The 23134-nt window shown below is 70.2% G+C and carries 20 protein-coding genes; 4 read left to right on the forward strand and 16 right to left on the reverse strand.

What is annotated here, in order from left to right; genetic code table 11:
• Positions 1-48: 48 nt before the first annotated feature.
• The 9 genes from pdxH to CKO41_RS07030 form a co-directional block, all read right to left on the reverse strand.
• Positions 49-684: a pyridoxamine 5'-phosphate oxidase gene (gene pdxH, locus CKO41_RS06990; protein WP_200381664.1), complete on the reverse strand. Its 636-nt coding sequence runs from the start codon at positions 682-684 to the stop codon at positions 49-51.
• Positions 685-886: 202 nt separating this feature from the next.
• On the reverse strand, positions 887-2230 hold the full coding sequence (locus CKO41_RS06995) for a phenylacetate--CoA ligase family protein (protein ID WP_200381655.1): 1344 nt from the start codon (positions 2228-2230) through the stop codon (positions 887-889).
• A gap of 109 nt (positions 2231-2339) precedes the next feature.
• On the reverse strand, positions 2340-2777 hold the full coding sequence (locus CKO41_RS07000) for an ACT domain-containing protein (protein WP_200381656.1): 438 nt from the start codon (positions 2775-2777) through the stop codon (positions 2340-2342).
• Between the two features lie 96 nt (positions 2778-2873).
• Positions 2874-4208 carry a phenylacetate--CoA ligase family protein gene (locus CKO41_RS07005; RefSeq protein WP_200381657.1) on the reverse strand — a complete coding sequence of 445 codons (1335 nt, stop codon included), beginning with the start codon at positions 4206-4208 and terminating at the stop codon, positions 2874-2876.
• A gap of 10 nt (positions 4209-4218) precedes the next feature.
• Complete coding sequence (locus CKO41_RS07010) at positions 4219-4719, reverse strand: 2-oxoacid:acceptor oxidoreductase family protein (RefSeq protein ID WP_200249494.1); 501 nt, start codon at positions 4717-4719, stop codon at positions 4219-4221.
• Between the two features lie 65 nt (positions 4720-4784).
• The gene (locus CKO41_RS07015; protein WP_200381658.1) at positions 4785-6422 is read right to left on the reverse strand and encodes a thiamine pyrophosphate-dependent enzyme; all 1638 of its coding nucleotides are present in this window, start codon (positions 6420-6422) and stop codon (positions 4785-4787) included.
• A 91-nt stretch (positions 6423-6513) separates the two neighbouring features.
• Positions 6514-7893, reverse strand: coding sequence for an alginate export family protein (locus CKO41_RS07020; protein WP_200381659.1), 1380 nt, complete (start codon positions 7891-7893; stop codon positions 6514-6516).
• Complete coding sequence (locus CKO41_RS07025; protein WP_200249500.1) at positions 7883-8053, reverse strand: symporter small accessory protein; 171 nt, start codon at positions 8051-8053, stop codon at positions 7883-7885. Before CKO41_RS07025 ends, CKO41_RS07020 begins: the two co-directional genes overlap by 11 nt.
• A gap of 71 nt (positions 8054-8124) precedes the next feature.
• Entirely contained in the window at positions 8125-9963 is a 1839-nt protein-coding gene (locus tag CKO41_RS07030; protein WP_200249501.1) for a sodium:solute symporter family protein, read from the reverse strand.
• A 257-nt stretch (positions 9964-10220) separates the two neighbouring features.
• Between CKO41_RS07030 and CKO41_RS07035 the strand changes: the two genes are divergently transcribed.
• Positions 10221-10538 (forward strand): hypothetical protein, encoded by a 318-nt coding sequence (locus CKO41_RS07035; protein WP_200381660.1) that lies wholly within the window; start codon positions 10221-10223, stop codon positions 10536-10538.
• On the opposite strand, the gene mtgA is transcribed toward CKO41_RS07035, so the two are convergent.
• Positions 10520-11203, reverse strand: a complete 684-nt coding sequence (gene mtgA / locus CKO41_RS07040) for a monofunctional biosynthetic peptidoglycan transglycosylase (protein ID WP_338113706.1) — start codon at positions 11201-11203, stop codon at positions 10520-10522. The two genes, CKO41_RS07035 and mtgA, sit on opposite strands and share 19 nt — an antisense overlap.
• Positions 11204-11552: 349 nt before the next feature.
• On the opposite strand from mtgA, the gene CKO41_RS07045 reads away from it, so the two are divergent.
• Both CKO41_RS07045 and CKO41_RS07050 read left to right on the forward strand, forming a co-directional pair.
• Positions 11553-12413 carry a lysophospholipid acyltransferase family protein gene (locus tag CKO41_RS07045; protein WP_200381661.1) on the forward strand — a complete coding sequence of 287 codons (861 nt, stop codon included), beginning with the start codon at positions 11553-11555 and terminating at the stop codon, positions 12411-12413.
• Entirely contained in the window at positions 12407-13057 is a 651-nt protein-coding gene (locus CKO41_RS07050; protein ID WP_200249505.1) for a GNAT family N-acetyltransferase, read from the forward strand. Before CKO41_RS07045 ends, CKO41_RS07050 begins: the two co-directional genes overlap by 7 nt.
• A gap of 335 nt (positions 13058-13392) precedes the next feature.
• Here CKO41_RS07050 and CKO41_RS07055 read toward each other — a convergent pair whose 3' ends face one another.
• On the reverse strand, positions 13393-14589 hold the full coding sequence (locus CKO41_RS07055) for a geranylgeranyl diphosphate reductase (RefSeq protein ID WP_200381662.1): 1197 nt from the start codon (positions 14587-14589) through the stop codon (positions 13393-13395).
• A gap of 72 nt (positions 14590-14661) precedes the next feature.
• On the reverse strand, positions 14662-15576 hold the full coding sequence (gene chlG, locus CKO41_RS07060) for a chlorophyll synthase ChlG (RefSeq protein ID WP_200249508.1): 915 nt from the start codon (positions 15574-15576) through the stop codon (positions 14662-14664).
• Positions 15577-15767: 191 nt separating this feature from the next.
• Here chlG and glgX point away from each other — a divergent pair, with 191 nt between their 5' ends.
• Positions 15768-17855: a glycogen debranching protein GlgX gene (gene glgX / locus CKO41_RS07065; protein WP_200249509.1), complete on the forward strand. Its 2088-nt coding sequence runs from the start codon at positions 15768-15770 to the stop codon at positions 17853-17855.
• Between the two features lie 152 nt (positions 17856-18007).
• Here the strand turns inward: glgX and CKO41_RS07070 are convergent, their stop codons facing one another.
• From CKO41_RS07070 to CKO41_RS07085, 4 genes are all read right to left on the reverse strand, one after another.
• Entirely contained in the window at positions 18008-20161 is a 2154-nt protein-coding gene (locus CKO41_RS07070; protein ID WP_207143837.1) for a heavy metal translocating P-type ATPase, read from the reverse strand.
• Positions 20162-20280: 119 nt separating this feature from the next.
• A complete protein-coding gene (locus CKO41_RS18605; RefSeq protein ID WP_242464034.1) occupies positions 20281-20697 on the reverse strand; it encodes a hypothetical protein in 417 nt (138 codons plus the stop codon).
• A gap of 255 nt (positions 20698-20952) precedes the next feature.
• Positions 20953-21336: a magnetosome protein MamC family protein gene (locus tag CKO41_RS07080; RefSeq protein WP_200249510.1), complete on the reverse strand. Its 384-nt coding sequence runs from the start codon at positions 21334-21336 to the stop codon at positions 20953-20955.
• Positions 21329-22081: a hypothetical protein gene (locus CKO41_RS07085; protein WP_200381663.1), complete on the reverse strand. Its 753-nt coding sequence runs from the start codon at positions 22079-22081 to the stop codon at positions 21329-21331. The genes CKO41_RS07080 and CKO41_RS07085 overlap by 8 nt, the downstream gene beginning before the upstream one ends.
• Positions 22082-23134 lie beyond the last annotated feature (1053 nt).

Here is a 23134-nt window from a genome sequence, read left to right on the forward strand (position 1 = left end):
CCACGGCAGGCCCAGACAAGGTCAGCCAGGCCAGCAGGCTGGCGTCGCTCAAGGCGCCAACCGCTCGATCGCCCAGCCGCCGGCCTCGCGCCGGTAGCGGAAGCGATCGTGCAGGCGGCTGTCGCGGCCCTGCCAGAATTCGATTGCCTCGGGCACGACGCGGTAACCGCCCCAGAACGACGGCAGCGGCACCTCGCCGTCGGCGAACCGGCGCCGCAGCTCCTCGACCTTCGCCTCGAGCAGCGCGCGCGAGCTGATGACCCGGCTCTGCGGCGACGCCCAGGCCCCGATCTGGCTGCCACGGGGACGGGTCGCGAAATAGCGCAGCGACTCGGCGGACGGGATCCGCGCCGCCCGCCCGACGATCTGCACCTGGCGCGCCAAGGCGACCCATGGAAAGAGCAGCGCCACCCTGGGGTTGGCCTCGATCTGGCGCGCCTTGGCGCTCTCGTGATTGGTGAAGAAGACGAAGCCCCGCGCGTCGTAGAGCTTCAGCAGGACCGTTCGCAGCCAGGGTTGGCCGGCGGCATCGACGGTCGCGAGGCTCATCGCGTTGGGCTCGGCGAGGCCGGTCGCGATGGCCGCCTCGAACCAGTCCTGGAACTGGCGCAACGGATCGGCCTCGAGGTCCTCGCGCGCAAGCCCGCGGGCCATCGCCCGGGCCCGAAACGCCTCTGGGGTCATGGTCACGATCGCCGCCTCCCGCGCGCTCGCCTGCACATGGATCAGTGGTCGGTTATCGGGGGGCGAGTCGGCGGATGCAATGGGTGCGGAGCCAGGCCCGCCCGGTGACACTGCACACCGCCCGCGCCGGACGCAGGCCGCCCCCGGCATCTCTCGAACGTCCGCGCCGAACCATCCGCCCGACGACGGATGCGACCCGAGGTCAGTCCGTCAAGTTGCGCCGGTCGTGGACCCGTTTGGCCTTGCCGACGAAGCGCTCGATATGCTGCGGCTCGACCAGGTCGACATGGGCGCGGATGCCGGCGACGGTCTGGATCTCGCGGCTGATCCGCTCGCAGAGGGCCTGCATCCGGTCCATGCGGTCGGAGAAGAGCTCGGGTCGGATCTCGACCTTGACGTGGACCTCGTCGAGGGTGCCGGGGCGGGCGACCTCGATCAGATAGTGCGGCGTCGTCCCCTCGACCCGCAGCAGCGCCTCCTCGATCTGCGACGGGAAGACGTTGACGCCGCGGATGATCAGCATGTCGTCGGTGCGCCCGGTGACCCGGCTCATCCGCAGCGTCCGGCGCCCGCACGCGCAGGGTGCGCGATCGAGGCGGGCGATGTCGCGCGTACGATAGCGGACCATCGGCATCGCCTCGCGGGTCAGGGTCGTGATGACCAGCTCCCCCGGCTCGCCGTCCGGTACGGGCTCGAGGGTCTCCGGGTCGAGGCACTCGACGAGGAAGTGGTCCTCCTGGATGTGCATGCCGGCGCGCGCCGGGCACTCGCCGCTGACCCCAGGACCGATGACCTCGGAGAGCCCGTAGTTGTTGGTGGCGACGATGTCGAGTTGGTCCTCGATCTCGCGGCGCATGTCCTCGGTCCAGGGCTCGCCGCCGAAGAAGCCGTAGCGGATCGGCAGCGCGCGCGGATCCAGGCCGAGCTCGCGCGCCCCGTCGGCGATGGTCAGGGCATAGCTCGGCGTGCAGATGAGGGCATCCGAGCCGAGATCGCGCATGATCTCGATCTGGCGCCGGGTGTTGCCGGCCGAGACCGGGATGACGGCCGCCCCGACCCGCTCGATCCCGTAGTGCAGGCCGAAGCCACCGGTGAAGAGGCCGTAGCCGAAGGCGACCTGGGCCGTGTGCTCGGGGCGCAGGCCACCGGCGACGAGGAAGCGCGCGCAGAGGTTGGACCAGAGCGCCAGGTCGCCCTTCGTGTAGGCGACGAAGGTCGGCCGCCCCGTCGTGCCCGAGGAGCCGTGGATCCGCGCGACCTGGCCGCGCGGCACGGCGAGGAAGCCGAGCGGGTGCTGGGCGCGCAGGTCGTCCTTGGTCGTGAACGGCAGGCGGCGCAGGTCGGCGAGCGAGCGGATGCTGTGCGGGCCGATCGCCTGGCGGGCGAAATGATCCCGATAGAAGGGCACCTGGGCGACGCGCGCCACCAGGTCGCGCAGCCGCTCCAGTTGCAGGGCCTCCAGGGCCTCGCGAGGCCGGGTCTCGGCCTCGCGGTCCCAGATCAGCGGGTCCTGTTGTCGATGGGTCTGGTGAGGCTGCGCGAGCATGGTCCTGGATCCGTAGTCGATGGGCCGCGCCGATGCGGCGCCGCGGCGGCGGGGAGGTGTGCAAGGCCGCCCGGCCGGGCGGCCGGGCGGAGGACGAGGCGCCAGCGGCTCAGCCGACGTAGCCCATCAGTTCGTCGCCGTCGATGACGTGCAACCCCTGGCCGAGGAGCACCTGGATCGCCTGGTCGGGGTGCTCGAAACGGAAGATCAGCACGGCCTTGTCGTCACGTCGCAGCGAGAAGGCGTAGACGTACTCGATATTCAGTTCCGCCCCCTCGATCACATCGAGCACCCCGGCCAGCCCGCCTGGGCGATCCGGCACCTCGACGGCGACGACCTCGGTGAGGTTCACGATCCAGCCGGCCTGCTCCAGGATCGCCTTGGCCTTGTCCCACTCGCGCACGATCAGGCGCAGGATCCCGAATTGCGCGGTATCGGCCAGCGAGAGCGTCAGGATGTTGATCCCCGCCGCGGCGATCGCCTCCAGCGGCGCGCCCAGCCGCCCCGGACGATTCTCCAGAAAGACCGAGAGTTGTTGCAGCTTCATCGTTGCGAGACCTCGTGGTTGGCATGGGCGTCTCGCGCCCGGCCGCCGGCCTCCGGCCGGCCGTTGATTCGATTGCCCGAACGCGCCGTGCGGCGCTCAGCCGTTGCGCCGATCGATGACGCGCTTGGCCTTGCCCTCGCTGCGCGCGATGCTGCGCGGCTCCACCAGGCGCAGCTCGACACGGATGCCGAGGATGTGCTCGATCGACTTGGCCAGGCGCGCCCGCACGCCCTCCAGGGCCCCGACCTTGTCACTGAAGACCTCGGGGGTCACCTCGACCTCGACGGCCATCTGATCGAGCCCCTGCTGGCGGCTAAGGATGATCTGATAGTGCGGCAGGGTCCCCTCGACCGCGAGCAGGGCCGCCTCGACCTGCGACGGGAAGACGTTGACGCCGCGGATGATGAACATGTCGTCGGAGCGCCGGCCGATGCGCCGCATCCGACGCAGCGTGCGCCCGCACGGACAGGGCTCGGCGATCAGGGCGGTGATGTCGCGCGTGCGATAGCGCAGCATCGGCATCGCCCTCTTGCTCAGGGTCGTGAGGACCAGTTCGCCCTCGGCGCCGTCGGGCAGCACCTCGCCGGTCTCCGGGTCGATGATCTCCGGGTAGAAGTGGTCCTCGAAGATGTGCAGGCCGTTCTGCTCGCCGCACTCGCTCGCCACCCCGGGGCCGATGATCTCGGACAGGCCGTAGATGTCGAAGACCCGGATCCCGGCGGCCGCCTCGATGTGGTCGCGCATCGCGTCGGTCCAGGGCTCGGCGCCGAAGATGCCGATGCGCAACGGCAGCGCCCGCAGGTCGACGCCGAGCTCGCCGGCCCGCTCGACGAGATGAGTGAAGTAGCTCGGCGTGCAGCAGATCGCCGAGACGCCGAAGTCGCGGATCAGCATGATCTGACGATCGGAGTTGCCGCCCGAGATCGGCACCACGGTCGCGCCGAGGGTCTCGGCGCCATAGTGGGCACCAAGGCCGCCGGTGAAGAGGCCGTAGCCGAAGGCGTTCTGCAGGATGTCGCCGCGGTGCAGGCCGCAGGCGGCCAGGGTGCGGGCCATCACCTCGGACCAGACCTCGACGTCCTCGCGCGTGTAGGCGACGACGATCGGCTTGCCGGTCGTCCCCGAGGAGGCATGCAGGCGCACGACATCGCTCATCGGGCTCGCGAAGAGGCCGAACGGATAGGTGTCGCGCAGGTCGGCCTTGACCGTGAAAGGCAGCCGGGCGATGTCGGCGAGCCCTTGGATCGCCGCCGGCGTCAGGCCGCGCTCGTCCATCCGCGTGCGATAGAGGGGCACCTTCTCGTAGGCGTGCGCGACGACCGCCCGCAGCCGGCGCAGCTGCACCTCGCGCAGCGCCTCGGTGGGCAGGAAATCGGGGGCGCTGGCCGGGTGAAAGCCGCCCTCGGCGTCGTTCCAGAGCTCTCTGAGCATGGCTGTCCTCTCAGTGCGGTTGGCCGCCCGCCCGCGCGCGCGCCGCCGCGCGGCCCTGGGCGAACGCCTGTTCGTTGACCTTGTGGAGCCGCTCCGCCAGGTTCGCGTGCAATGCCGCCAGCCAGTGCTCCTCGGGGATGTCGAGGACCGCCGAGGCGGCACCGAGCAGGGCGACATTGAGACTCTTGCGATTGGCCAGGGCCTCGGGGCCGATCAGCTCGGGGCCGATCAGGACCCCGTCCGGGCGCAGCCGCGGACGGTTGATCTCGACCTGGGTCGCCTCGAGGACGACGAGAACATCGGCCTGTGCCTCTGGGACCATCGGGCTCAGGACGCAGGCCCCGTAGCGCACGTCGCTGCTGACCGAGCCGCCGCGCTGGCTCATGCCGTGCAGCTCGCTCTTCTTGACGTCGAAACCGGCGCGGAAGGCCGCCTCGGCGAGCATGTCCGAGGCCGTCAGCACCCCCTGGCCGCCGAGTCCGGCGATGACGATATTCTTCACTGTGTCCACGGAAAAGGGCTCCTGGATTCGGGGTCGCGCAGCGCCGCCGCGCCGGGTGAGGGGACGGGCGGCCTTCAGCCCCCCGCCAGGCGCGGCTCGGCGCCCGGCTCGGGGGTGGCCGCGCAGGTCGCCGCCGCGGCCTTGTCGTAGAGGCGGATCTTCGGCGCAGCGAGCACGCAGGGCTGGCGGGTGATGATCACCGACAGCTCGGACCTGGCCAGCCGCTCGGCGATCAGGTCCTTCAGCGACAGGCCCTTGTCGGTCATGTCGACGACCAGCACATCGGCGATGCCGAGCGCCCTGGCGAGGGCCTCGTAGCAGACCTGGTTGGTCGGGGAGTGATCGAGCGCGCGGCCGGTACCCGGATGCTCCTGGAGGCCGGTCATCGCCGTCGTGCCGTTATCGAGGATCATGACCAAGTGGCCGGTCGGCGGCGGGTTGTAGACCATCTCGGCGAGCCCGGTGAGGCCCGAGTGGACGAAGGTCGAGTCGCCGATCACGCTGACCACGCGCCGCGCCTGCTCCTCGGGCAGGACATGGCGCAGGCCGAGGCCGACGCCGATGCTCGCGCCCATGCAGACGCAGGTGTCCATCGCCGAGAAGGGGGGCAGCACGCCCAGCGTGTAGCAGCCGATGTCGCCGGAGACGATGCAGTCGAGGTCGCGCAGGGCCTCGAAGACCAGCCGGTGGGCGCAGCCCTGGCAGAGCTCCGGCGGCTTGCCCTTGGGCGGCACCGGCTCGGGCGTGTCGTCGCCGGCGAGGATGCGCCGCACGCGGGCGACGTCGAGCTCGCCGAAGCGGTAGCGCTCCGGGCGGCCCTCGGCGGGGAGGCCGGCCGCGCGTAGCGCTTCGCAGACGACCGGATCGCCCTCCTCGATCACGACCAGCCGTTCGACGCCGGCGGCGAAGGCGCGGATGCGCTCCAGCGGCAGCGGGTAGGTCATGCCGAAGCTCAGGTGCCTGGCCTGCGGGGCGGCCTCGCGGGCGTGCACGGCGCTGACCCCGGTCGAGACGATCCCGAGCGCCGCGTCGCCGGCGTCGAGCGCGAACGGCCCCTCGGCCTCGTTCCAGGCCGCGATCTCGGCCAGCTTGGCGCGCAGCCGCTCGTGGGCCGGCTTGGCATAGGCCGGGATCATGACCCGGGCCGGGATGTCGCGCACGAAGGTCGGCTCGGCGCCCGTCTCGCTCGCGCGCGGGTGCACGACCGTCTTGGAGTGACAGACCCGGGTCGTCATCCGCAGCAGGACCGGGATGCGCCAGCGCTCGGAGATCGCGAAGGCGAGACGCGTGTAGTCGTAGGCCTGCTGCGAGTCGGCCGGCTCGAGCGTCGGCACGCCGGCGGCACGGGCATAGTGGCGGTTGTCCTGCTCGTTCTGGCTCGAGGCCATGCCCGGATCGTCGGCCGAGACGACGACCAGCCCGCCCGCAAGGTCCGTATAGGCGGCGGTGAAGAGCGGATCGGCGGCGACATTGAGGCCGACGTGCTTCATCGTGACCAGGGTCCGCGCCCCGGCGAAGGCCACCCCGAGGGCGACCTCGAGGGCGACCTTCTCGTTCGGCGACCACTGGGCCCGTCCGCCCAGGCGGTCGAAGGTCTCCAGGATCTCGGTCGAGGGCGTACCCGGGTAGCCGGTGCCGAGCCGCACCCCGGCATGCAGGGCCGCCAGGGCCACCGCCTCGTCGCCACTCAATAGTTGCCTTGCTTCAGTCATCTCTCGTCGACTCGCTCTGTCGGGGCTGGGCATCGTAGGCGGCGATTATCCCCACCTTTGCTGCTGTGCAGCAACCTGGCCGTCCGCGGGGTCACCAGGTCATGCTGAGCTCGGCGCGGACGAAGTAGGAGTCGTCGCGCCGATTGGCGGCATAGAAATCGCCCGGGTCCAGGTACTCGGCGACCAGGTGGGCGGCGAGGTGCTCGTTCAGCTTCGCCTTGACCCAGCCGGTGATCAGATGCCCGCGGAAGCGGTCCTCGCCGCTGATGTTGGCCATCTGCGCGGCGGTACGCGTGCTCTCCTCGTCGGCCCAGAGGGCATGGTAGTCGAGGGTCACCTGCGTCGTCGGGTGGACCTGCGTCGCCCAGCCGACATTGAGCCGGTGGAGGTTGGTCGCCTCGCCGACGCGGGTCTCCAGCGGCCACTGATAGATCATCAGCTCGCTCCACTGCGGCCAGCGGCCCCAGAGGGGATCGAAGGCCTCGTCGTCGGCGCTGCCGGGATCGTCGCCGGAGAGGTACTCGTAGCCGACGTGCAGGCGGCTCGTGCGACTGTCCTCGAGGTCGTAGGTCAGGCGGCCGTTGAAGGCGAAGGCATCCAGATCGCGGGCGTTGCGGGTGCCCCACTGGTAGGCGCCCTCGGCGAGCACCTGCCAGCGCGGGGCGACCTTGCCGGCGGCGCGCAGCCCGGTGGTGTAGACCTCGCCCGAGTCGCTGGGCGACGGGAAGGGGGCACCGTTGTTGACGCGGATGATGCCGTTCTTGTCGTTGGGGTCGTCGTGCTTGTAGATGAAATAGCCGTCGAGGTCCGACCCGGGGATCAGAGACTTGTTGCGGGCGTAGAGTATCGCGCCCCGCTCGTCCTGCTCGGTCTGGTCCTCGATCTCGTCGTTGAGGGGCTGCGGGAAGCGGTCCGTGTCGGCCGACTGATCGATGAAGATGAGGTCGACCGAGGTATCGAGCGCCTCGATCGCGTAGGTCGCGCGCACGGCGTCGAAGTAGATGGTGCGCGAACCGTCGATCGGGCTGCCATCGAGCACCAACCAGCCGTTGCCTAGGACGATGTCCTGACGGCCGACCTTCAGCGCCAGCGGGACCCCGCCGATCTCCTTGACCTCGATGCTCAACTGATCGAAGAACAGGCCACCGCTGTACCAGGTCTCGAAGCCGATCGGCGGCCAATCCTCGGCGTCCGGCTTGTTGTAATGGCGCCCCTCCCAGACGAGCCGGGCGCTGGCCGAGAGCGTCTCGCTCGGCGCGTAGCCCCCCCACAGGCGGGCGCGATAGCGCTGGAAGGTCCGATCGGCCGTCGCGGCCTCGTCGTTCAGCCCGACATTGCCGATGAAGATCTGGCGCAGCCGCAGGTCGCCGCCCCAGCTGAACGGACCCTCTGCGGCGCCGGCCGCCGCCCCCGTCGCCATGAGGGCGACGACCAGGCCGGCCGCCGCCCGTTGCATTTTCCTAGAGCTCATCGTCCACCTTCTTCTCGTCCAGGGCCCAGAGGCGATCCTCCTGGGTCAACTCGTCGGGCGCGACATTGCGTCGGATCAGCCCGTAGGCGAGGCCGGTCACGGCCATGGCGATGGCGCCGAGAAACGCGGTCACCACCCAAGGATCATCGATGCCAAGCATTGGCGCCCTCCAGTCAGAGGCGGTCCGGCGACCCGGCATGCGCCGGGACCGACCGAGTCAGGGTTCGGAGTTCAGGGCCGGCGCTCCGGGAAGCAGCGCCGCAGATGGGCCTCATCGGGCGGCCGCGTGACGGCACTGACGAGGATCAGCGTCAACGCGGCCGCCGGCAGCGCGACGACGATGGGATCGACCGACGGCCAGTTCGGATAGGCGCTCAAGAGGCTGGTCTTGCCGTCGGTGAGCCGTTGCACCAACCCGATCGCGCCCGCCTCGCGCGCCTTGATGAAGACGAGCCAGAACAGCGAGACCGTCATGCCGACGACCATCGAGGCCAAGGCCCCGGCACGGGTCACGCGCCGCGAGAACAGGCCGCCGATATAGGCGGGCAGGAAGCTGGCCGCGCAGAGGCCGAAGAAGATCGCCGTGAAGCGGGCGACGACGTATTCCTGGCGCACCGTGTAGCTGATCGTCACGGCCAGGACCAGCCCGACCAGGACGGCCAGGCGCATGACCAGGATGCTCGGCTCGCGGCGGCCACCCTTCTCGGCGATGCGTTCGTACAGGTCGCGCCCGGCGGCGGTGCCGATCGTGTGGAACTGGCTCGAGATCGTGCTCATCGCGGCGGCCAGCAACGCGAGGAAGAAGAGGACGCCGAACCAACGCGGCATGGCCGCCGCGATGTAGCTCGGGATGATCTGATCGGCGTCGCCCTTGGTATAGACCACGGTCGCCGAGCGCCCGGCGACGAGTTCGAAGGCCTCGCCATCGGCGTCGGCGGCCGCACGGCGCTCGGAGATGATCAGGGCGGCCTGGGCCGGGGCCTGCGTCTTGGGGCTGATGATGGGTTGCCAGCGCCCGCTCGAATCCTCCTTCATCAGGGTCACCAGGGCGCGCCCCTTCTGGGCGTCGATGACCTCGGCGACCCGCCCCTCGAGCAGGGGCCCGTGCTGGGCGAACCAGACATTGGAGAGGCTGCCGACGACGAACGGGGTGCCGACCATCAGCAGGATGAAGACGGCCCCGATCGGCACGGCGCGGTCGAGTTCGCGGCGGCTGCGCACCGTCATGAAGCGCACGATGAGCTGCGGCTGCGCCAGGACGCCGATGCCGACGCCGAGGACCAGCGCCGTGATCACCGTCCACCAGAGGTCGTAGGACTGGGCGCCCCAGCCGAACGCCGGCATCGCCGTCCAGCCCTGGTGGCCCATCGCCGCCAGCGGCCCCGGCACCAGATCGGCCATGTCGGTGAGGGCGCGGTGGGCCTCGGTCACGCCACCGAGGGTCCAATAGGTGAACACGAGCAGGAAGAGCATCGCGAAGACCATCACGAAGCCCTGCATCGTATCCGTGTACATCACGGCCTTGATCCCGCCGGGGATCACATAGGCCGCCGTGATCAGCGCGAAGATCAGCAGCGCGACGTCGAAGTCGATGCCGAACTGGGTCGCGGCGAAGACGCTGCCGCCGGTCATCACGGCCGCCGAGTACAGCGGCATGAAGAGGACGATGAGGGTCCCGGCGAAGATCTGGATCCCGCGGCTCTGGTAGCGCAGCCCGAGCAGTTCGGGGAAGGTGTGGGCACCCAAGTGGTGGCCGAGACGGCGCGTCGGCTCGCCGAGAAAGATGAACGCGATCAGGATGCCGACGCCGATGTTGAGCACCGTGAGCCACAATAGACTCATGCCGAAGAGCCCCGCCACCCCGCCGAAGCCGACGATCGCCGCCGTCGAGATGAAGGTCGCGCCGTAGGACACGGCCATGACGATCGGATGCGCGGAGCGTCCACCGACCAGGAAGTCGGCCGCCGAACGGGTGCCCCGGTAACCGAGCCAGCCCAGGTAGCCGGTGACGAAGAGATAGGCCAGGATGACGACGATGTCGATCCAGCCGACGGCAGGTGATCCAGCCATGGGTCCCCCTTGTGCAACCCCAAACGCAAGTCGTTATTGGTCTAGCGCAGGCACGCGGGGGCGAACCATACCCTGTGTTCTGGATGATTTTATAGATCTAGCGCAATTAATTGACGGTTTTATGACCGTGACTGGGCTACCATGGGGCCGGCCCAAGCGGATCGAGCCGGCGCCAGACGCCACCGCGAGGGGCGCGACGGACATCGACGGGGCGTGACCGTGCACGGGCGTCCCCGCCTTGGAAACCCACGCGAACCATGCCGAGGAAGCCCGACCCCGCCACCGCCATGCGCCAGCTGATCGGCGAGGCGCGCGCCGCCCTGCCCTTCGACGCACCGGAGGCGCGGGCCTGCACGGGCCGTTGCGAGGCCTGCGCGGCGAAGCTGCTCGAGGCGCTCGAGATCGAGCTCGATGACTGGGAGCGCCGCCTGCAAGCGGGTGCGCCCGCGACCCTTCGCGACCTCTCGGAACTGGCGCAGGCCTGCCGCCAGGTCCGCGACGTCCTGATCGCCGACGGGCTCATCGAGGGGGAGGCGAGGCGCACGGGCGCAACGCCTCAGAGCCGCTCGAGATAGCGCACGCCGCCGAGGCGCTCCATCTGGGCGAGGATCCAGGCCACCCGGCGCTGGACATGGGGCGAGGGCCTGTTGACGCTGTAGCGCTCCGGGTTCGGCAGCACGGCGGCGAGCTGCGCCGCCTCCCGGGTCGTCAGGGTCGCCACCGGCCGCGAGAAGAAGCGCCGACTCGCCGCCCCGACCCCGTAGGTATCCGGGCCGAACTGGGCGATGTTGAGATAGATCTCCAGGATCCGCGTCTTCGTCAGCAGGCCCTCGAGCAACAGCGTGAACCAGGCCTCCAGGCCCTTGCGCACACCGCTGCGGCCGTGCCAGAGGAAGAGGTTCTTCGCGACCTGCTGGGAGAGGGTCGAGGCGCCGCGCAGGCGCCCGCCGGCCTGGTAGTCCTCCCAGGCGCGGCGCATCTGGACGAAATCGAAGCCGGCATGGTCCGGGAAGCGCTGATCCTCGGCGGCGACGACCGCCAAGGCCATGCCCTTCGGGATCTGCGCCCAGGGCACCCATTCGTGATGCACGAACGGGCGCGGCTCGCCGCGCCACCACGCGAGGAGCCGGTGCTGGACGATCACCGACGAGGTCGGTGGATCGACCCAGCGCAGCGCGACGACCGGCGCCACCGAGGCGGTGCAAAGGAGCGCGAGGCCCGCCAACAGGCTCAGCGACAACCGCCTCAGAAGGCCACGCGAGCGACGCGTACGACGGCGCGCCATGACTCAGACGACGGCCGCGGCCGACTGGCCTGGCCGCCCTGCGCGCCCGGCCATCAGATCACCGTGCATCCGCCGAATCCGACCATCGCGAAGCCCCTCCGATAAGCCCCATCGGGGACGAAGATAGCACGGAATCGCGCCCCGGCCGTCCCCCGGCAGACCCCGCGTGTGCGTCTCCAAACGGCAAAGAACTTGTCCGCAGACTGCAATCGGATCGTGCGACCATCCTGAGATCGCCGTATCCTTTCGGCTCCTCGAATGGCCGCCCGCACGATGCGTCGGTCGACCCGGACACCCACTGCCCATGCCGCAGCGCCAGAGCCGATCAGACACGAGCCGGTCCATCGTCCCGGAACGCTTCGGGCCGCACGCCCTCTGGCGCTGGCCGTTGGGACAGATGCCGCACCGCCATGACCGGATCCTCACCCGTCTGATCACGCGGCTCGCGCTGATGCAGATCGTCGAGGTCGCGCACTGGGAACGGCTCCTGCCGGCGCGTGATCCGTTCATCCTCGTCGCCAATCACGGCTCGCATCGCGAGGCCCTCTACCTCGCGGCCCTCTGCCTGCTGCTGCGCTCGGGCAAGCCGGTCAGGTTCCTCGCCGACTGGAACTTCCGCCTCTACCCGGGCGTCGGCTACCTCTACGAGCGCAGCGGCGCCATCACGGTCGCCCGCAAGCCAGCCAAGCCGCGGTTCCTCAACCGCTTCAAGGACCGCTTCGTACTGCCGACCTCGCCGCTCGACCAGGCCCGCGCGACACTCGCCGCCGGCGGCGCCGTCGGCCTGTTCCCCGAAGGCACGGTCAACCGCAGCGCGACGCACCTGCTGCGTGGCCGGCGAGGCGCTGCCCGTCTGTCGCTCGAACTCGGCGTCCCACTGCTGCCGGTCGGATTGCGCTTCGCGCGCTGTCGACGCGACGGGCGCCTCGACTCGAACGCCGCGTTGACCATCGAGGTCGGCATGCCGCTCCAACCCCCGACGGCCATCGCGACGCCGACGCCGGCCTCGCTGCACGACTGGCATCGCCAGATGATGCTCGCGCTCGCATCCTTGTCGGGCAAGGTCTGGACGGGCGAAGATCGGGGCTGCGGCGCGCCACGAAACAGGTCCATCCATCCAATGTCCGGGCCGGCGAATCCTGCCCGAGGAGGCTCCGTATGTTGAATAAGATCAGCGTCATGCGAGTCGCCGATACCACCATGCGGGAGCAGGCCCTGGCCGTGCTGCGCTCGACCTACCAGGACGAGAAGGCCTGGGTCGAGAGCGCCGAGAGCCAACTGCCGCTCACCGACCTGGAGGACCCGACCATCTCCTGGTTCGTCGCCGTGCGCCGCGACCAGCCGGCCGGCGTCTTGCGCGTCTACTACGAGCCACCGGTCCACCAGTACCGCGCCTACAAGGTCACCCTGCTCGATCCCCGCATCGATGTCGACCGCTTCCTGCAGACGAGCCGCATCGCCGAGATCGGCCGCTTCGCCATCGTGCCGGCCCAACGGCGCAATGTCCTGCTCGCCGTCGCCCTGATGCGCGCGGCCACCCGAGAGACCATCGAGCGCGGTTTCACCCACTACATCACCGACGTCTTCGAGAACGATCCCCACAGCCCCTACGGCTTCCACACCCGGGTCATGGGCTTCTCGCCGGTCGCGACGCACGACGACGGCGAACTGCGCTGCGACAGCCGGCGCATCACGCTGATCCTCGACCTGCGCGCCGCCTATCAGCGCCTGCGCCTGCGCCAGAGTTGGATCTTCCGCACCCTTACCGCCGACTGGGACGAAGGACTGCACCGTCAACTCGCGCCCTGAGGCCACGCCTGGGAGACAAGGCGCCACCCGAGTGGCGCGGACAGTCTCCAGCCGCCCGCCTCGATCGGCGGCTCAACCCGGCGGTGAAGAGCGGTGAAGGGCGGCGTAGGTGTGCTGTGTAGGTACGGCTTCAGCCGCGACCGCCAGACGCCCAAGGCCCCGGCCTTCGTGCGGCTAAAGCCGCACCTACCGCGGGCCACCACCCGACAGCCTTGTGATCGCCCCTTTCCCGCGGGGTCGGCCGCTACCTGGTGACGCGGCGCTGGGCTCAGCAACCGCAGGACGGGGCCTTCGATCCAGCCAGCGCCGGGAAGCCCCCTGGGAGGGGGCTTGGGTCAGACCTTCGCGAGACCCAGCAGGTGGGCGAGGTCCTTGAAGAAGATGCGGATGTGGGCACCCGGCTTCGCGCGCGCGAGACGCTTGTTCATGTAGGCGTCCCAGGTGATCTGCTGGATGTCCGGGTCGCGACAGAGGCTGACGAAGCGCTCGCGGCGCTTGTCGCTGCTGTACCAGAACCGCTCCATCACGGCGAGGACCTGGAAGACGCGGCCATGGGCCTTCATGAACCGGGCGCGGGCCTGGGTCAAGGCCCGGGGATCACGGCTCTCGCAGAAGGCCGCGACCGCCTCGGCGGCCATCTGGCCACCGACCATCGCATAGTAGATGCCCTCGCCCGAGGCCGGGGCGACGACGCCGGCGGCATCGCCGGCCAGCAGCACGTTGCGGCCGTCGTCCCAGCGCGGCAGGGGCCGCAACGGCAGCGGCGCGCCCTCGCGGCGCAGGGTCTCGGCCTCGGCGAGCCCCGTCTCCTGGCGTAGCGCATCGACGGCGCCGCGCAGCGAGACACCCGCCTTGGCCGTGCCGACGCCGACGCTGATCGTCTCGCCGTGCGGGAAGATCCAGGCATAGAAGTCCGGCGACAGGCGCCCCTGGTAGTAGACGTCGCAGCGGGTCGGCGAGAAGTCGGCGACATCGCTCGGCGTGCGCAGGATCTCGTGATAGGCGTTGACGGTGACCATGCCGGCGGCGCACGGGACGCACTGGCGGGCGACGCGCGAGCGGGCACCGTCGGCGCCAATCACGGCCCGGGCGCGCACCTGGCGCAGCGACTCGTTGCCGGCGGCGTCGGTGACGCGGTAGTCGACGGTGACCTGCCCGTCATCGTCATGGTGCAGGCGCTCGAAGGTACCGGTCGCCCGCTCGGCCCCGACCTGGACCGCACGGGCGCGCAGCCATTCGTCGAAGACATCGCGATCGACCATGCCGACATAGCCGCCGTCGATCGGCATGTCGACCTTGCGCCCGGCCGGCGAGACCATCCGGGCGCTCGTGACGCGGGCCGCGAGCAGCGACTCGGGGATCGCGAAGTCGCGGATCAGGCGCGGCGGGATCGCCCCGCCGCAGGGCTTGATGCGCCCGTCGCGGTCGAGCATCAGCACCCGCCGCCCAGCCCGCGCCAGCTCGGTGGCCGCCGTCGCCCCGGCCGGCCCGCCACCGACTACCACCGCCTCGTAGGATTCCAGATTGCTCATCGCTGCCCCGTTCGCTTCGGGCGTGCCCAGTCGCCGCCGTCGCTGTCGTTGACGTTGTCCGCGCCGTACCGCTCAGCCGGCCGCAGCCATGCGCAGCGCCCAGGCGCTGATCATCATGCCGCTGACGTAGAGGGTGATGCCGGTCGCGTTGTACCAGGGGGCCAGTTCGCGCGGGCGCTCGAGCAGCCGCACCATCAGGACCACCTGAGCGGCGAGGACCGCGGCGACCCCAGCGGCGTGCCAGGGCTGGCCCCAGGCCACCAGCAGCGCGATGACGACCACCTGCGGCAGCGCCATCACCCAGCAGGCCAGTCGCGCGGCCCGCGCGACCCCCAATTGCACCGGCAGCGAGCGCAGCCCCATCTGGCGATCGCCCTCCACCGATTTGAAGTCGTTGAGGGTCATGATGCCGTGCGCGCCGATGCTGTAGAGACCGGCCAGCACCAGGCTCTGCCAACCCGGCATGGCCCCGCCCAGCATCAGCGCCGAACCCGTGACCCAGGCGAGACCCTCGTAGGAGAAGCCGACCGCGGCGTTGCCCCACCAGCCGTTGCGTTTCAGGCGCAGCGGCGGTGCGCTGTAGGCCCAGGCGAGGACGACGCCGACCGCCGTGGCGCCGAGCACCCAAGGCCCGAGGAAGGCCGAGACCGCGAGCGTCAGCAGGCTGAAGAGGATCGACAGATAGAGCCCCCAGCGGCCCGGGATGCGACCCGACGGGATCGGGCGGTCGGGCTCGTTGATCGCATCGACGTGGCGGTCGAACCAGTCGTTGATGACCTGGCTGGTCCCGCAGGCGAGCGGCCCGGCCAGGATCACGCCAACGAGGAGCAACCACCAGCGCCCGTCGAGCGACACGCCCGAGGCGACCATCCCGCAGGCGAAGGCCCACATCGGTGGGAACCAGGTCACCGGGTGGAGCACCTCCGCGATCGCCGCGGGGCTCGGCAGGCGCGCTGGCGCGGCTGGCTTGGCAAGGGAGTCGGTCATCCGGAAAAAGGTACCCGTCAACCCATCCACCGTCAACTCGGTTTTACGCCCCCGGCGATCCTGGGGGATTGGATTGCGACACGACTTGGACTAATTTGTTGCCGACCCTTGACCACTGGAGCAGACGCGACCTCTCCCGGCGACTCGTGGGCATGCCAGGCGCCGACCTCCATCGTCTTGAAGTAGACCCCATGCCAGCGCGTACCTACTCGACCCGCCCCGGGACCTGGAATCAGGCCGGCGCCGTATTCCTGCCCGACGGCGTCAACTTCTGCGTCTTCTCCCGCCACGCCACCCGCGTGGAACTGCTCCTGTTCGAGCGCGACGACAGCCCCGAGCCGTTTCAGGTCATCGCGTTGGACCCGACCGTCCACCGCACCTTCTTCTTCTGGCACGTCCTGGTCGAGGACCTGCCCGACGGCACCTACTACTGCTGGCGCGCCGCCGGCCCGCAGGACACCCAGTTCAGCGGCTGTCGCTTCGATCCCCGCAAGGCCCTGCTCGATCCCTGGGCGACGACCGTCAGCAGCCGTCTCTGGGAGCGCGCCAAGGCGTGCGACGATCGGGACAACGTCGCCAACGCGATGCGCGCCCAGGCGGTGCGCGACCGCTACGATTGGGGCGGCGACCAGCCGCTGCACATCCCGCTGCAGGACGCGGTGATCTACGAACTGCATCTCGGCGGCTTCACCCGCGACCCGAGTTCGGGCGTTCACCACCCGGGCACCTTCTCCGGCCTGATCGAGAAGATCCCCTACCTGCGCTCCCTCGGCATCACCCACGTCGAGTTGATGCCGCTGATGGCCTTCGACCCCCAGGACGTGCCGCCGCAGACGGCGGCCCTCGGCCTCGAGAACTACTGGGGCTACAGCACCCACAGCTTCTTCGCCCCGCACCCGACCTACAGCGTCGTCCCGTCGCAGGCCCGCGACGAGTGCCGAGAGATGATCAAGGCCCTCCATGCGGCCGGGATCGGCGTGATCCTCGACGTGGTCTTCAACCACTCCGCCGAGGGCGGCGCCGAGGGCCCGACGATCAACTTCAAGGGCCTGAGCAACGAGACCTTCTACCACCTCGACGTCCTCGACAAGCGCCGCTACCGCGACTACACGGGCTGCGGCAACACGATCAACTGCAACCACCCGATCGTCACCCGCTACCTGCTCGACTGCCTGAACTACTGGGTCCGCGCGATGCACGTCGACGGTTTCCGCTTCGACCTGGCCAGCGCGCTGGCCCGCGGCGAAGACGGCACCCCGCAGTACCACGCCCCGGTCCTCTGGAGCACCGAACTCACCCCGGTCCTGGCCGAGACCCACCTGATCGCCGAGGCCTGGGACGCGACCGGGCTCTACCAGGTCGGGGACTTCCCGGGCTTTCGCTGGGCCGAGTGGAATGGCCGGTACCGCGACCTGATCCGCGCCTTCGTGCGCGGCGACAAGGGTCTGGTCTCCGAGGTCGCGACCCGCATCGCCGGCAGCAGCGACCTCTACCAGCACCGCAGCCGGCTGCCGTTCAACTCGATCAACTTCATCACCTGCCACGACGGCTTCAGCCTCTATGACCTGGTCAGCTACGAGGCCAAGCACAACGAAGCGAACGGCGAAGACAACCAGGACGGCCACGACCACAACCTGAGCTGGAACTGCGGTGTCGAGGGCGAGACCGACGACCCGGCGATCCGCGCGCTGAGGCGCCGACAGGCGATGAATCTGGTCGCGATCCTGATCATGAGCCAAGGGGTGCCGATGCTGCTCGCCGGCGACGAGGTGCTGCGCTCGAAGGGCGGCAACAACAACACCTACTGCCAGAACAACCGTCTGTCGTGGCTCGACTGGGGGCTGCTGGAGCGCAACCACGAGATGCTCGACGTCGTGCGCGGCCTGATCGCGCTGCGCCGCCGCCACGCCAGCCTGCGACGCGCCCGCTTCCTGACCGGGCGGCCCGCGGAGGGGCAGTCGCTGCCCGACATCCGCTGGCATGGCCCGGACCTCGACGCCCCGCCCTGGGACGACCCGGAGGGTCAGACGCTGGCCTTCACCCTCGCCGGCACCCGGCCCGAGGAGGGGCCGCTGCACGCGATGCTGAACATGTCCCCCAACGAGGTCGCCTTCGCCCTGCCACCGCTGCCCGGCTACCGCTGGCACCTGGCCTTCGACACCCTGCGCCAACCGCTGCCGCGCCCACCCGAGGACCAGCCACCGGTCGACAGCGATCGCTATGGGGTCGGGCCACACAGCGTCGCCCTCCTGGAGGGCCACCCGTTCCCGCCGAGTTGACGGGCACGACCGGGCGGACAGGCCGCAACCCCCCCGTTCGTCGCCCGCGACGCGCGATGCGGACTCGGCCATCGACGACCCGCGGGCGACCCGCCGCGATGCGGCACACGGCGAACGCCGACCTCGTCGGCGCCCGCCGGGCGGCCGAATCCTCAATCGGCCGAACCTTGGCCGATGCGCTCGCGCCCTCGGCCCGCATCTTGGCGCCGAGCCGGGGCCTCGGGTTCGCCGAGGCGCACGCCCCGCAGTGCGTTGAGCAGGATGCCGATCGTCGTCCCGTTGTGCAGCAGGGCGCTCGCGACCGGTGACGACCAGCCGAGCACGGCGCCGGCCAGGATGCCGGTATTGATGCCCACGGCGGCATTGAAGTTGTTGCGGATCAGGCGCATCGTCCCGGCGGCGATCTCGCGCGCATCGGCCACCGCGCCGAGGCGATCGTCCATCAGCACGATGTCGGCGGTGGCTCGGGCGATGTCGGCCCCGCGCGGCATCGCGATGCCGACATCGGCCGTGACCAGGGCCGGCCCGTCGTTGATCCCGTCGCCGACGAAGGCGACGCGGCTGCCGGCTTCCTGATAGCGACGGACCAGGGCCGCCTTGCCCTCGGGATCGACCTCGCCATAGACGGCATCGAGACCCAGTTCGGCGGCCAAGGCCTCGGCCTTCTCGCGGCGGTCGCCCGAGATCATCACGAGCCGCTCGAGGCCGAGTGCGCGCAACCGCCGCAGCGTCGCTGCGGCCTCCTGGCGTAGCGTGTCGCGCAGCGCGATCAGGCCGAGCGGGCCGTGCTCGTTGCCGACGAAGAGGAGTGTCTTGCCCTCTTCCTCGAGGCGGGCGATCCGCCCCTCGTGCGGCGCGAAGGCGATGCCCGCGTGTTCCTCGAGATAGTGGCGACTGCCGATGACGATCCGCCCGATGCCGATGCGGGCCGACAGGCCGTGGGCGACCAGGTAGTCGACCTCGCCGTGCGAGATGTGCTGCAGGTCACGGTCCTTGGCGGCCTCGACGACGGCCCGCGCCACCGGGTGGTTCGCGTGCTCCTCGACCGAGGCGACCAGGGCCAGCAGCTCTTCCTCGGAACTCGGATCCGGGCCGGCCAGCACGATCACGTCGGTGACGGCCAGTTCGCTGTGCGTCAAGGTACCCGTCTTGTCGAAGATCAGGGTATCGGCGGCCGCCAGGTGCTCCATCGCCTCGCCGCCCTTGATCAGGACGCCGTGGCTGGCGGCCTGGTAGAGGCCGGTCTTGAACGCCATCGGCGTGCCGAGCTTCAGCGCGCACGAGTAGTCGACGAGGAAGACGGATTGCAGGCGGGTCAGATCGCGGGTCGCGGCATAGACCAGGGCGCCGGTGCCGAGCGTGACATAGACCCGCTTCTCGGCCAGGGCGTCGGCCATCCGCTGGGTCGCCGACTCCTTGCTCAGCGACTCCTGGATGAAGCGCGCCACGCGCGCCGTCGTCGTGTCTTCGCCGACCTGGGTCGCGGCAATGCGCAGCCGCCCCTCCACCAGCACCGAGCCCGAGATGACACGACGTGGCGCCTCCTTGGCGACCGGGACATCCTCACCGGTGACCGCCGCCTGATTGACGAGGGCGACGCCGTCGACGACGCGCCCGTCGACCGGTATGGTCTCGCCGACGCCGACGACGACGATCTCGCCAGCGGCCACGGCATCGCCCGCGACCTGGACCAGTTCGCCGTCGCGCTCGACCCAGGCTGGGACCGGCTCGGGCTGGAGGAGACGACGCAACATCCGGTCGGACTGACGCTCGGTGCGCCGCTCCAGATAGTTGCCGGTCGTCAGGAGCAGGCTCGTGACGTTGGCCGTGTAGAGCCGCCCGCGGGAGGCCGCCAGCCCGACGGCGAGGGCATCGAGCACCTCGACCCGAATGCCGCGGCGCACCAGGGTATCGAGGCCCCGGGCCAGCGTGCCACCGACATTGATCAGGGTCAGTATGCGCTGTGCTGGGCGCGGCAAGAACGGCAGCACGAGCAAGGTCGCGAGCGCACTCACGAGCGGCGCGAACTCGGCGTCGGCGCCCTCGCGGGCCAACGGCTTGGCGACGAGGACCGGGCGATAGGCCTCGAGGCGGCGCAACAGATCGGTCGTCGAGCGCCGGGCCGGGTCGTACTCGACGACGAGGCTGCGAGCGAGCGAGTTCACCCGCACGACCTCGACCCCCGCCAGATGCTCCATCCAGGCCTCGAGCGGCGTCGCCTCGAAGCCCGGGCGGCCAATGACCGGCACCCGCAGGCGCAGCCGGCCGGGCACCTCATGAACGATTCGGTAGTCCTGGATCGGCAAGCCGCTCTTCCTTCGGGATCGAGGCGAAACGAGACAGCCCGACCCGGCGTGCGGGTCGGGCCTATCGGGATAGGGCGGGCGCCCGCCGGCCCGGGCGCCCCGCTGGGCCACGGGCCGCCTCAGCCCTCTTTCTGCGCGGCATGACGCTCCGCGTCGTGGTGCAATTCGGCCTCGGCGTCCTCGAAGCGCTCCTTGATCTCCTCGATGCCACCTTGAAGCATCGACCAGGTCCGCACGACCCCCTTGATCACGGCGCGCTGGACCCCCTCGTTCGTCACCAGGTAGGTCGCGGCGGCCCCGATCAGGAGGCCCTTGACGAAGCGGTCGTTCGAGAAGTTGAAGAAGGGGGCCGCCGGGCGGGCCGCGTAGGCACCCTGGGGCGCCCCGCCGTGATACGCCTGCTGCGGATAGCCTGGGTAGGCACCACCCGCCATCGGGCCATGGGCCTGCCCCGGCTGCGGTCCGGCACTGCCCTGGCCGTATGACTGGGGGTAGGACGGGTGGTACGAGTGGTAGGGCGAATAGTGGTTGCTCAAGGGTTGTCTCCTCGGATGGTATCGATTCGTTGCAGTGGCGCCCGCCGCGGGAGCGCCCGTCACGCGTCGTCCGCCGAGCGGACCGCGACCGATTCCCGACGCACGGTGGATTCGCGATGGGCCCGCCCGCTGGCGCCCGCGGACCGCGGTCGCAGCAATTGACGCAAGAGCAGGACGAGGGCGCTGCCGACGATGAGGCCGCCGGCCCCCTCGACAAGAGCCTTCGTGACCCCATGACGTTGGCGCTGGCGATGGTCAGACAAGCTCCTGCCCCCCCTGCGCGGACCACTGCTCGACCCCGTAGAGGACCGCGGTACCGGTCGCGAGCATCACGCCGAGGCGCACCAGCCCCTGCTCGGCGACGACCCCGGCGGCGGCGCCGGCGACGGCCGTCGCCAAGGCGCTCGAGACGGCCGTCTTGGCGGTCTCGGCCAGGGCCTCGTTCACCTGGATCTCGGCGCGTCGAAGGCGCCCGAGGTTGGAGGCGGCAGCGACCGCACCACCGACCACGGCCCCGAGGCCAGCCAACCGCGCCAACGAGACGCAACGGCCGTCCGTCATCGCCTGAACCGAGCTGGCCGCCCCGTACGGGTGATTCGCCGGAGGATAGACGCCCGGGTAGAGGTATCCCTCACTCATCGCCCTGGCCCCCGCCCTTGCCGCCCTTGACGCGATCGATGCCCGTCTTGACCGCATCGGACGTACGGGCGCCGGCCTTGAACAGGGCACCCTGGACCGACTCGTTGGTGAGGAGCAGGACCGCCGCGGCCCCGACCAAGGCCCCCTTCCAAAACTCCGAGTCGTCGAGGCTCAGCATCTTGGTCAGGCTCGACAGGCCATTGCCGCCGTTCGCGATCTCCTCCATCAGGTCGGACACGCCACCGCGTCCCGGCGCGCCGCCGCCCGCGCCGTAGCCCGGGTGTGCGTAGCCCTGTCCCGGATACGAGGGAGGCGGAGGCGGATAACCCATCCCCGGATGGTATTGGCCCGCGAACGGCGGGTACGGATGCCCCTGTTGGCCATAGTAGGCCGCCGCCGGGTGTTCGTACCCACTGCCCGGGTAGTAGCCGCCCCCGGGGTAACCGCCCCAGTGGCCGCCCGGTTGGCCGCCCGGTTGGCCGGCCCCTGCCGACGCCCCCGCGACGCCGGGCGCGCCCCGTTGCGCTGCGCCATCCATCCCCGCCGCCCCCAGACCGCCGGCCTGTGGTGGCCAGGGCTCGCCACCGCTCGCCCCCGACGCGCCATAGCCCGGCTCGCCCGAGTGCCCGACGGACTGCGCGCCTGTCTGCGAGCCGGGACCGGCAACCGCACCCTGGCGCCCCAGCCCCATCCCATCGGCCCCGTGGCTCCCGGCATCTGAGAACTGATGATTCCTATCGTTCACGCTGCTCCACCTCCGCAAAAGCAATGATTCGCCTTGACACCCGTCGCCCACGACGCCGCTGACGGCCACCGCCAGGGCGCCGGACCGGGACGCGCGCCGATCGGCCGCTCGACTCATTCTTTATAATCGGCAATCATTATCATTTCTGTCAACGCCGCACACGCCCCCAACGCCCGGCCGATCCACCCTGATCCGCCATGATCCGCTGGGGGATGCCGACGAGGCGCAGCGCCGGACGCCGCCCGCGTCGCCTGCGCTGGTACGGGCCCGCTCGCGGGCGATTCCGGGGGGCAGGGGGGGCGATCAGGCCGGGCAGCAAATCACGGGGCAGCCGGTAGCCAATCTCCGGCAAGCGGGCGCCTACCAGCGCAGTCGCCCGTCAAGAGAGCCATACGGGCCGGCACGGCGCGGACTGATTCGATCTACCGGAGGGGCCGGGCATTACCCGGCGCCGCCCGTCGAGGATCCACCGGCAACCGGCCGGTCACCTCGAAGAAGGCCGCGGAACAGATCAGATCAGCCCCGCGAAGCACGGCAGAGCCGCTCGGGTTCGCAGGGGTGCGAGGGGGGGCGCACCGCTAGTACAGCAGTGCGGATGTTCCGAGACCACCTCCAACGACTATCGTTGTCGTAATCGACGATCGGACTAGGATCAGGACAACGACAACGAACAGCCTCGGGATTTCTGAAGTGCTGCACGAGCCCGAACGGCCCGCACAGCGGACCCTACAGGGCCCATGCGACCTACGGGCTCGCGCAGAGACGGTAGTAGGCGCAAAGTGAAGAGAAGGCATTGGTCGATGTCACCAATACGCTCCGCCTCTCCTTCTCTGCGCCTTGGCGTCTCTGCGCGAGATCTCTTTTTCGGGTGCGAGGCCGTCGGGTTAGGCGCGCCGGCGCGGCCTTCGATGGGAAAGCAGCGGTCGCGCGCGCGCCATAACCCGACAACGGCCCCGCTGACGCCGCCTGCGCCGGTAGGCGCCCGCTTGCGGGCGGTCGGGGCGCGGATGCCTCGGTGGCCGCCGCGTTGCCGGCCGTCGGGTTACGCCCCGA

Source organism: Thiococcus pfennigii, from assembly GCF_016583835.1.
In the GTDB taxonomy this organism is placed as follows: Bacteria; Pseudomonadota; Gammaproteobacteria; order Chromatiales; family Chromatiaceae; genus Thiococcus; species Thiococcus pfennigii.

Bases quoted from the DNA above. Each gene is read 5' to 3' on its own strand.
- pdxH (WP_200381664.1), bottom strand. From the start codon at position 684: ATGACCCCAGAGGCGTTTCGGGCCCGGGCGATGGCCCGCGGGCTTGCG.
- CKO41_RS06995 (WP_200381655.1), bottom strand. From the start codon at position 2,230: ATGCTCGCGCAGCCTCACCAGACCCATCGACAACAGGACCCGCTGATC.
- CKO41_RS07000 (WP_200381656.1), bottom strand. From the start codon at position 2,777: ATGAAGCTGCAACAACTCTCGGTCTTTCTGGAGAATCGTCCGGGGCGG.
- CKO41_RS07005 (WP_200381657.1), bottom strand. From the start codon at position 4,208: ATGCTCAGAGAGCTCTGGAACGACGCCGAGGGCGGCTTTCACCCGGCC.
- CKO41_RS07015 (WP_200381658.1), bottom strand. From the start codon at position 6,422: ATGACTGAAGCAAGGCAACTATTGAGTGGCGACGAGGCGGTGGCCCTG.
- CKO41_RS07020 (WP_200381659.1), bottom strand. From the start codon at position 7,893: ATGAGCTCTAGGAAAATGCAACGGGCGGCGGCCGGCCTGGTCGTCGCC.
- CKO41_RS07025 (WP_200249500.1), bottom strand. From the start codon at position 8,053: ATGCTTGGCATCGATGATCCTTGGGTGGTGACCGCGTTTCTCGGCGCC.
- CKO41_RS07030 (WP_200249501.1), bottom strand. From the start codon at position 9,963: ATGGCTGGATCACCTGCCGTCGGCTGGATCGACATCGTCGTCATCCTG.
- CKO41_RS07035 (WP_200381660.1), top strand. From the start codon at position 10,221: ATGCCGAGGAAGCCCGACCCCGCCACCGCCATGCGCCAGCTGATCGGC.
- CKO41_RS07045 (WP_200381661.1), top strand. From the start codon at position 11,553: ATGCCGCAGCGCCAGAGCCGATCAGACACGAGCCGGTCCATCGTCCCG.
- CKO41_RS07050 (WP_200249505.1), top strand. From the start codon at position 12,407: ATGTTGAATAAGATCAGCGTCATGCGAGTCGCCGATACCACCATGCGG.
- CKO41_RS07055 (WP_200381662.1), bottom strand. From the start codon at position 14,589: ATGAGCAATCTGGAATCCTACGAGGCGGTGGTAGTCGGTGGCGGGCCG.
- chlG (WP_200249508.1), bottom strand. From the start codon at position 15,576: ATGACCGACTCCCTTGCCAAGCCAGCCGCGCCAGCGCGCCTGCCGAGC.
- glgX (WP_200249509.1), top strand. From the start codon at position 15,768: ATGCCAGCGCGTACCTACTCGACCCGCCCCGGGACCTGGAATCAGGCC.
- CKO41_RS07080 (WP_200249510.1), bottom strand. From the start codon at position 21,336: ATGAGTGAGGGATACCTCTACCCGGGCGTCTATCCTCCGGCGAATCAC.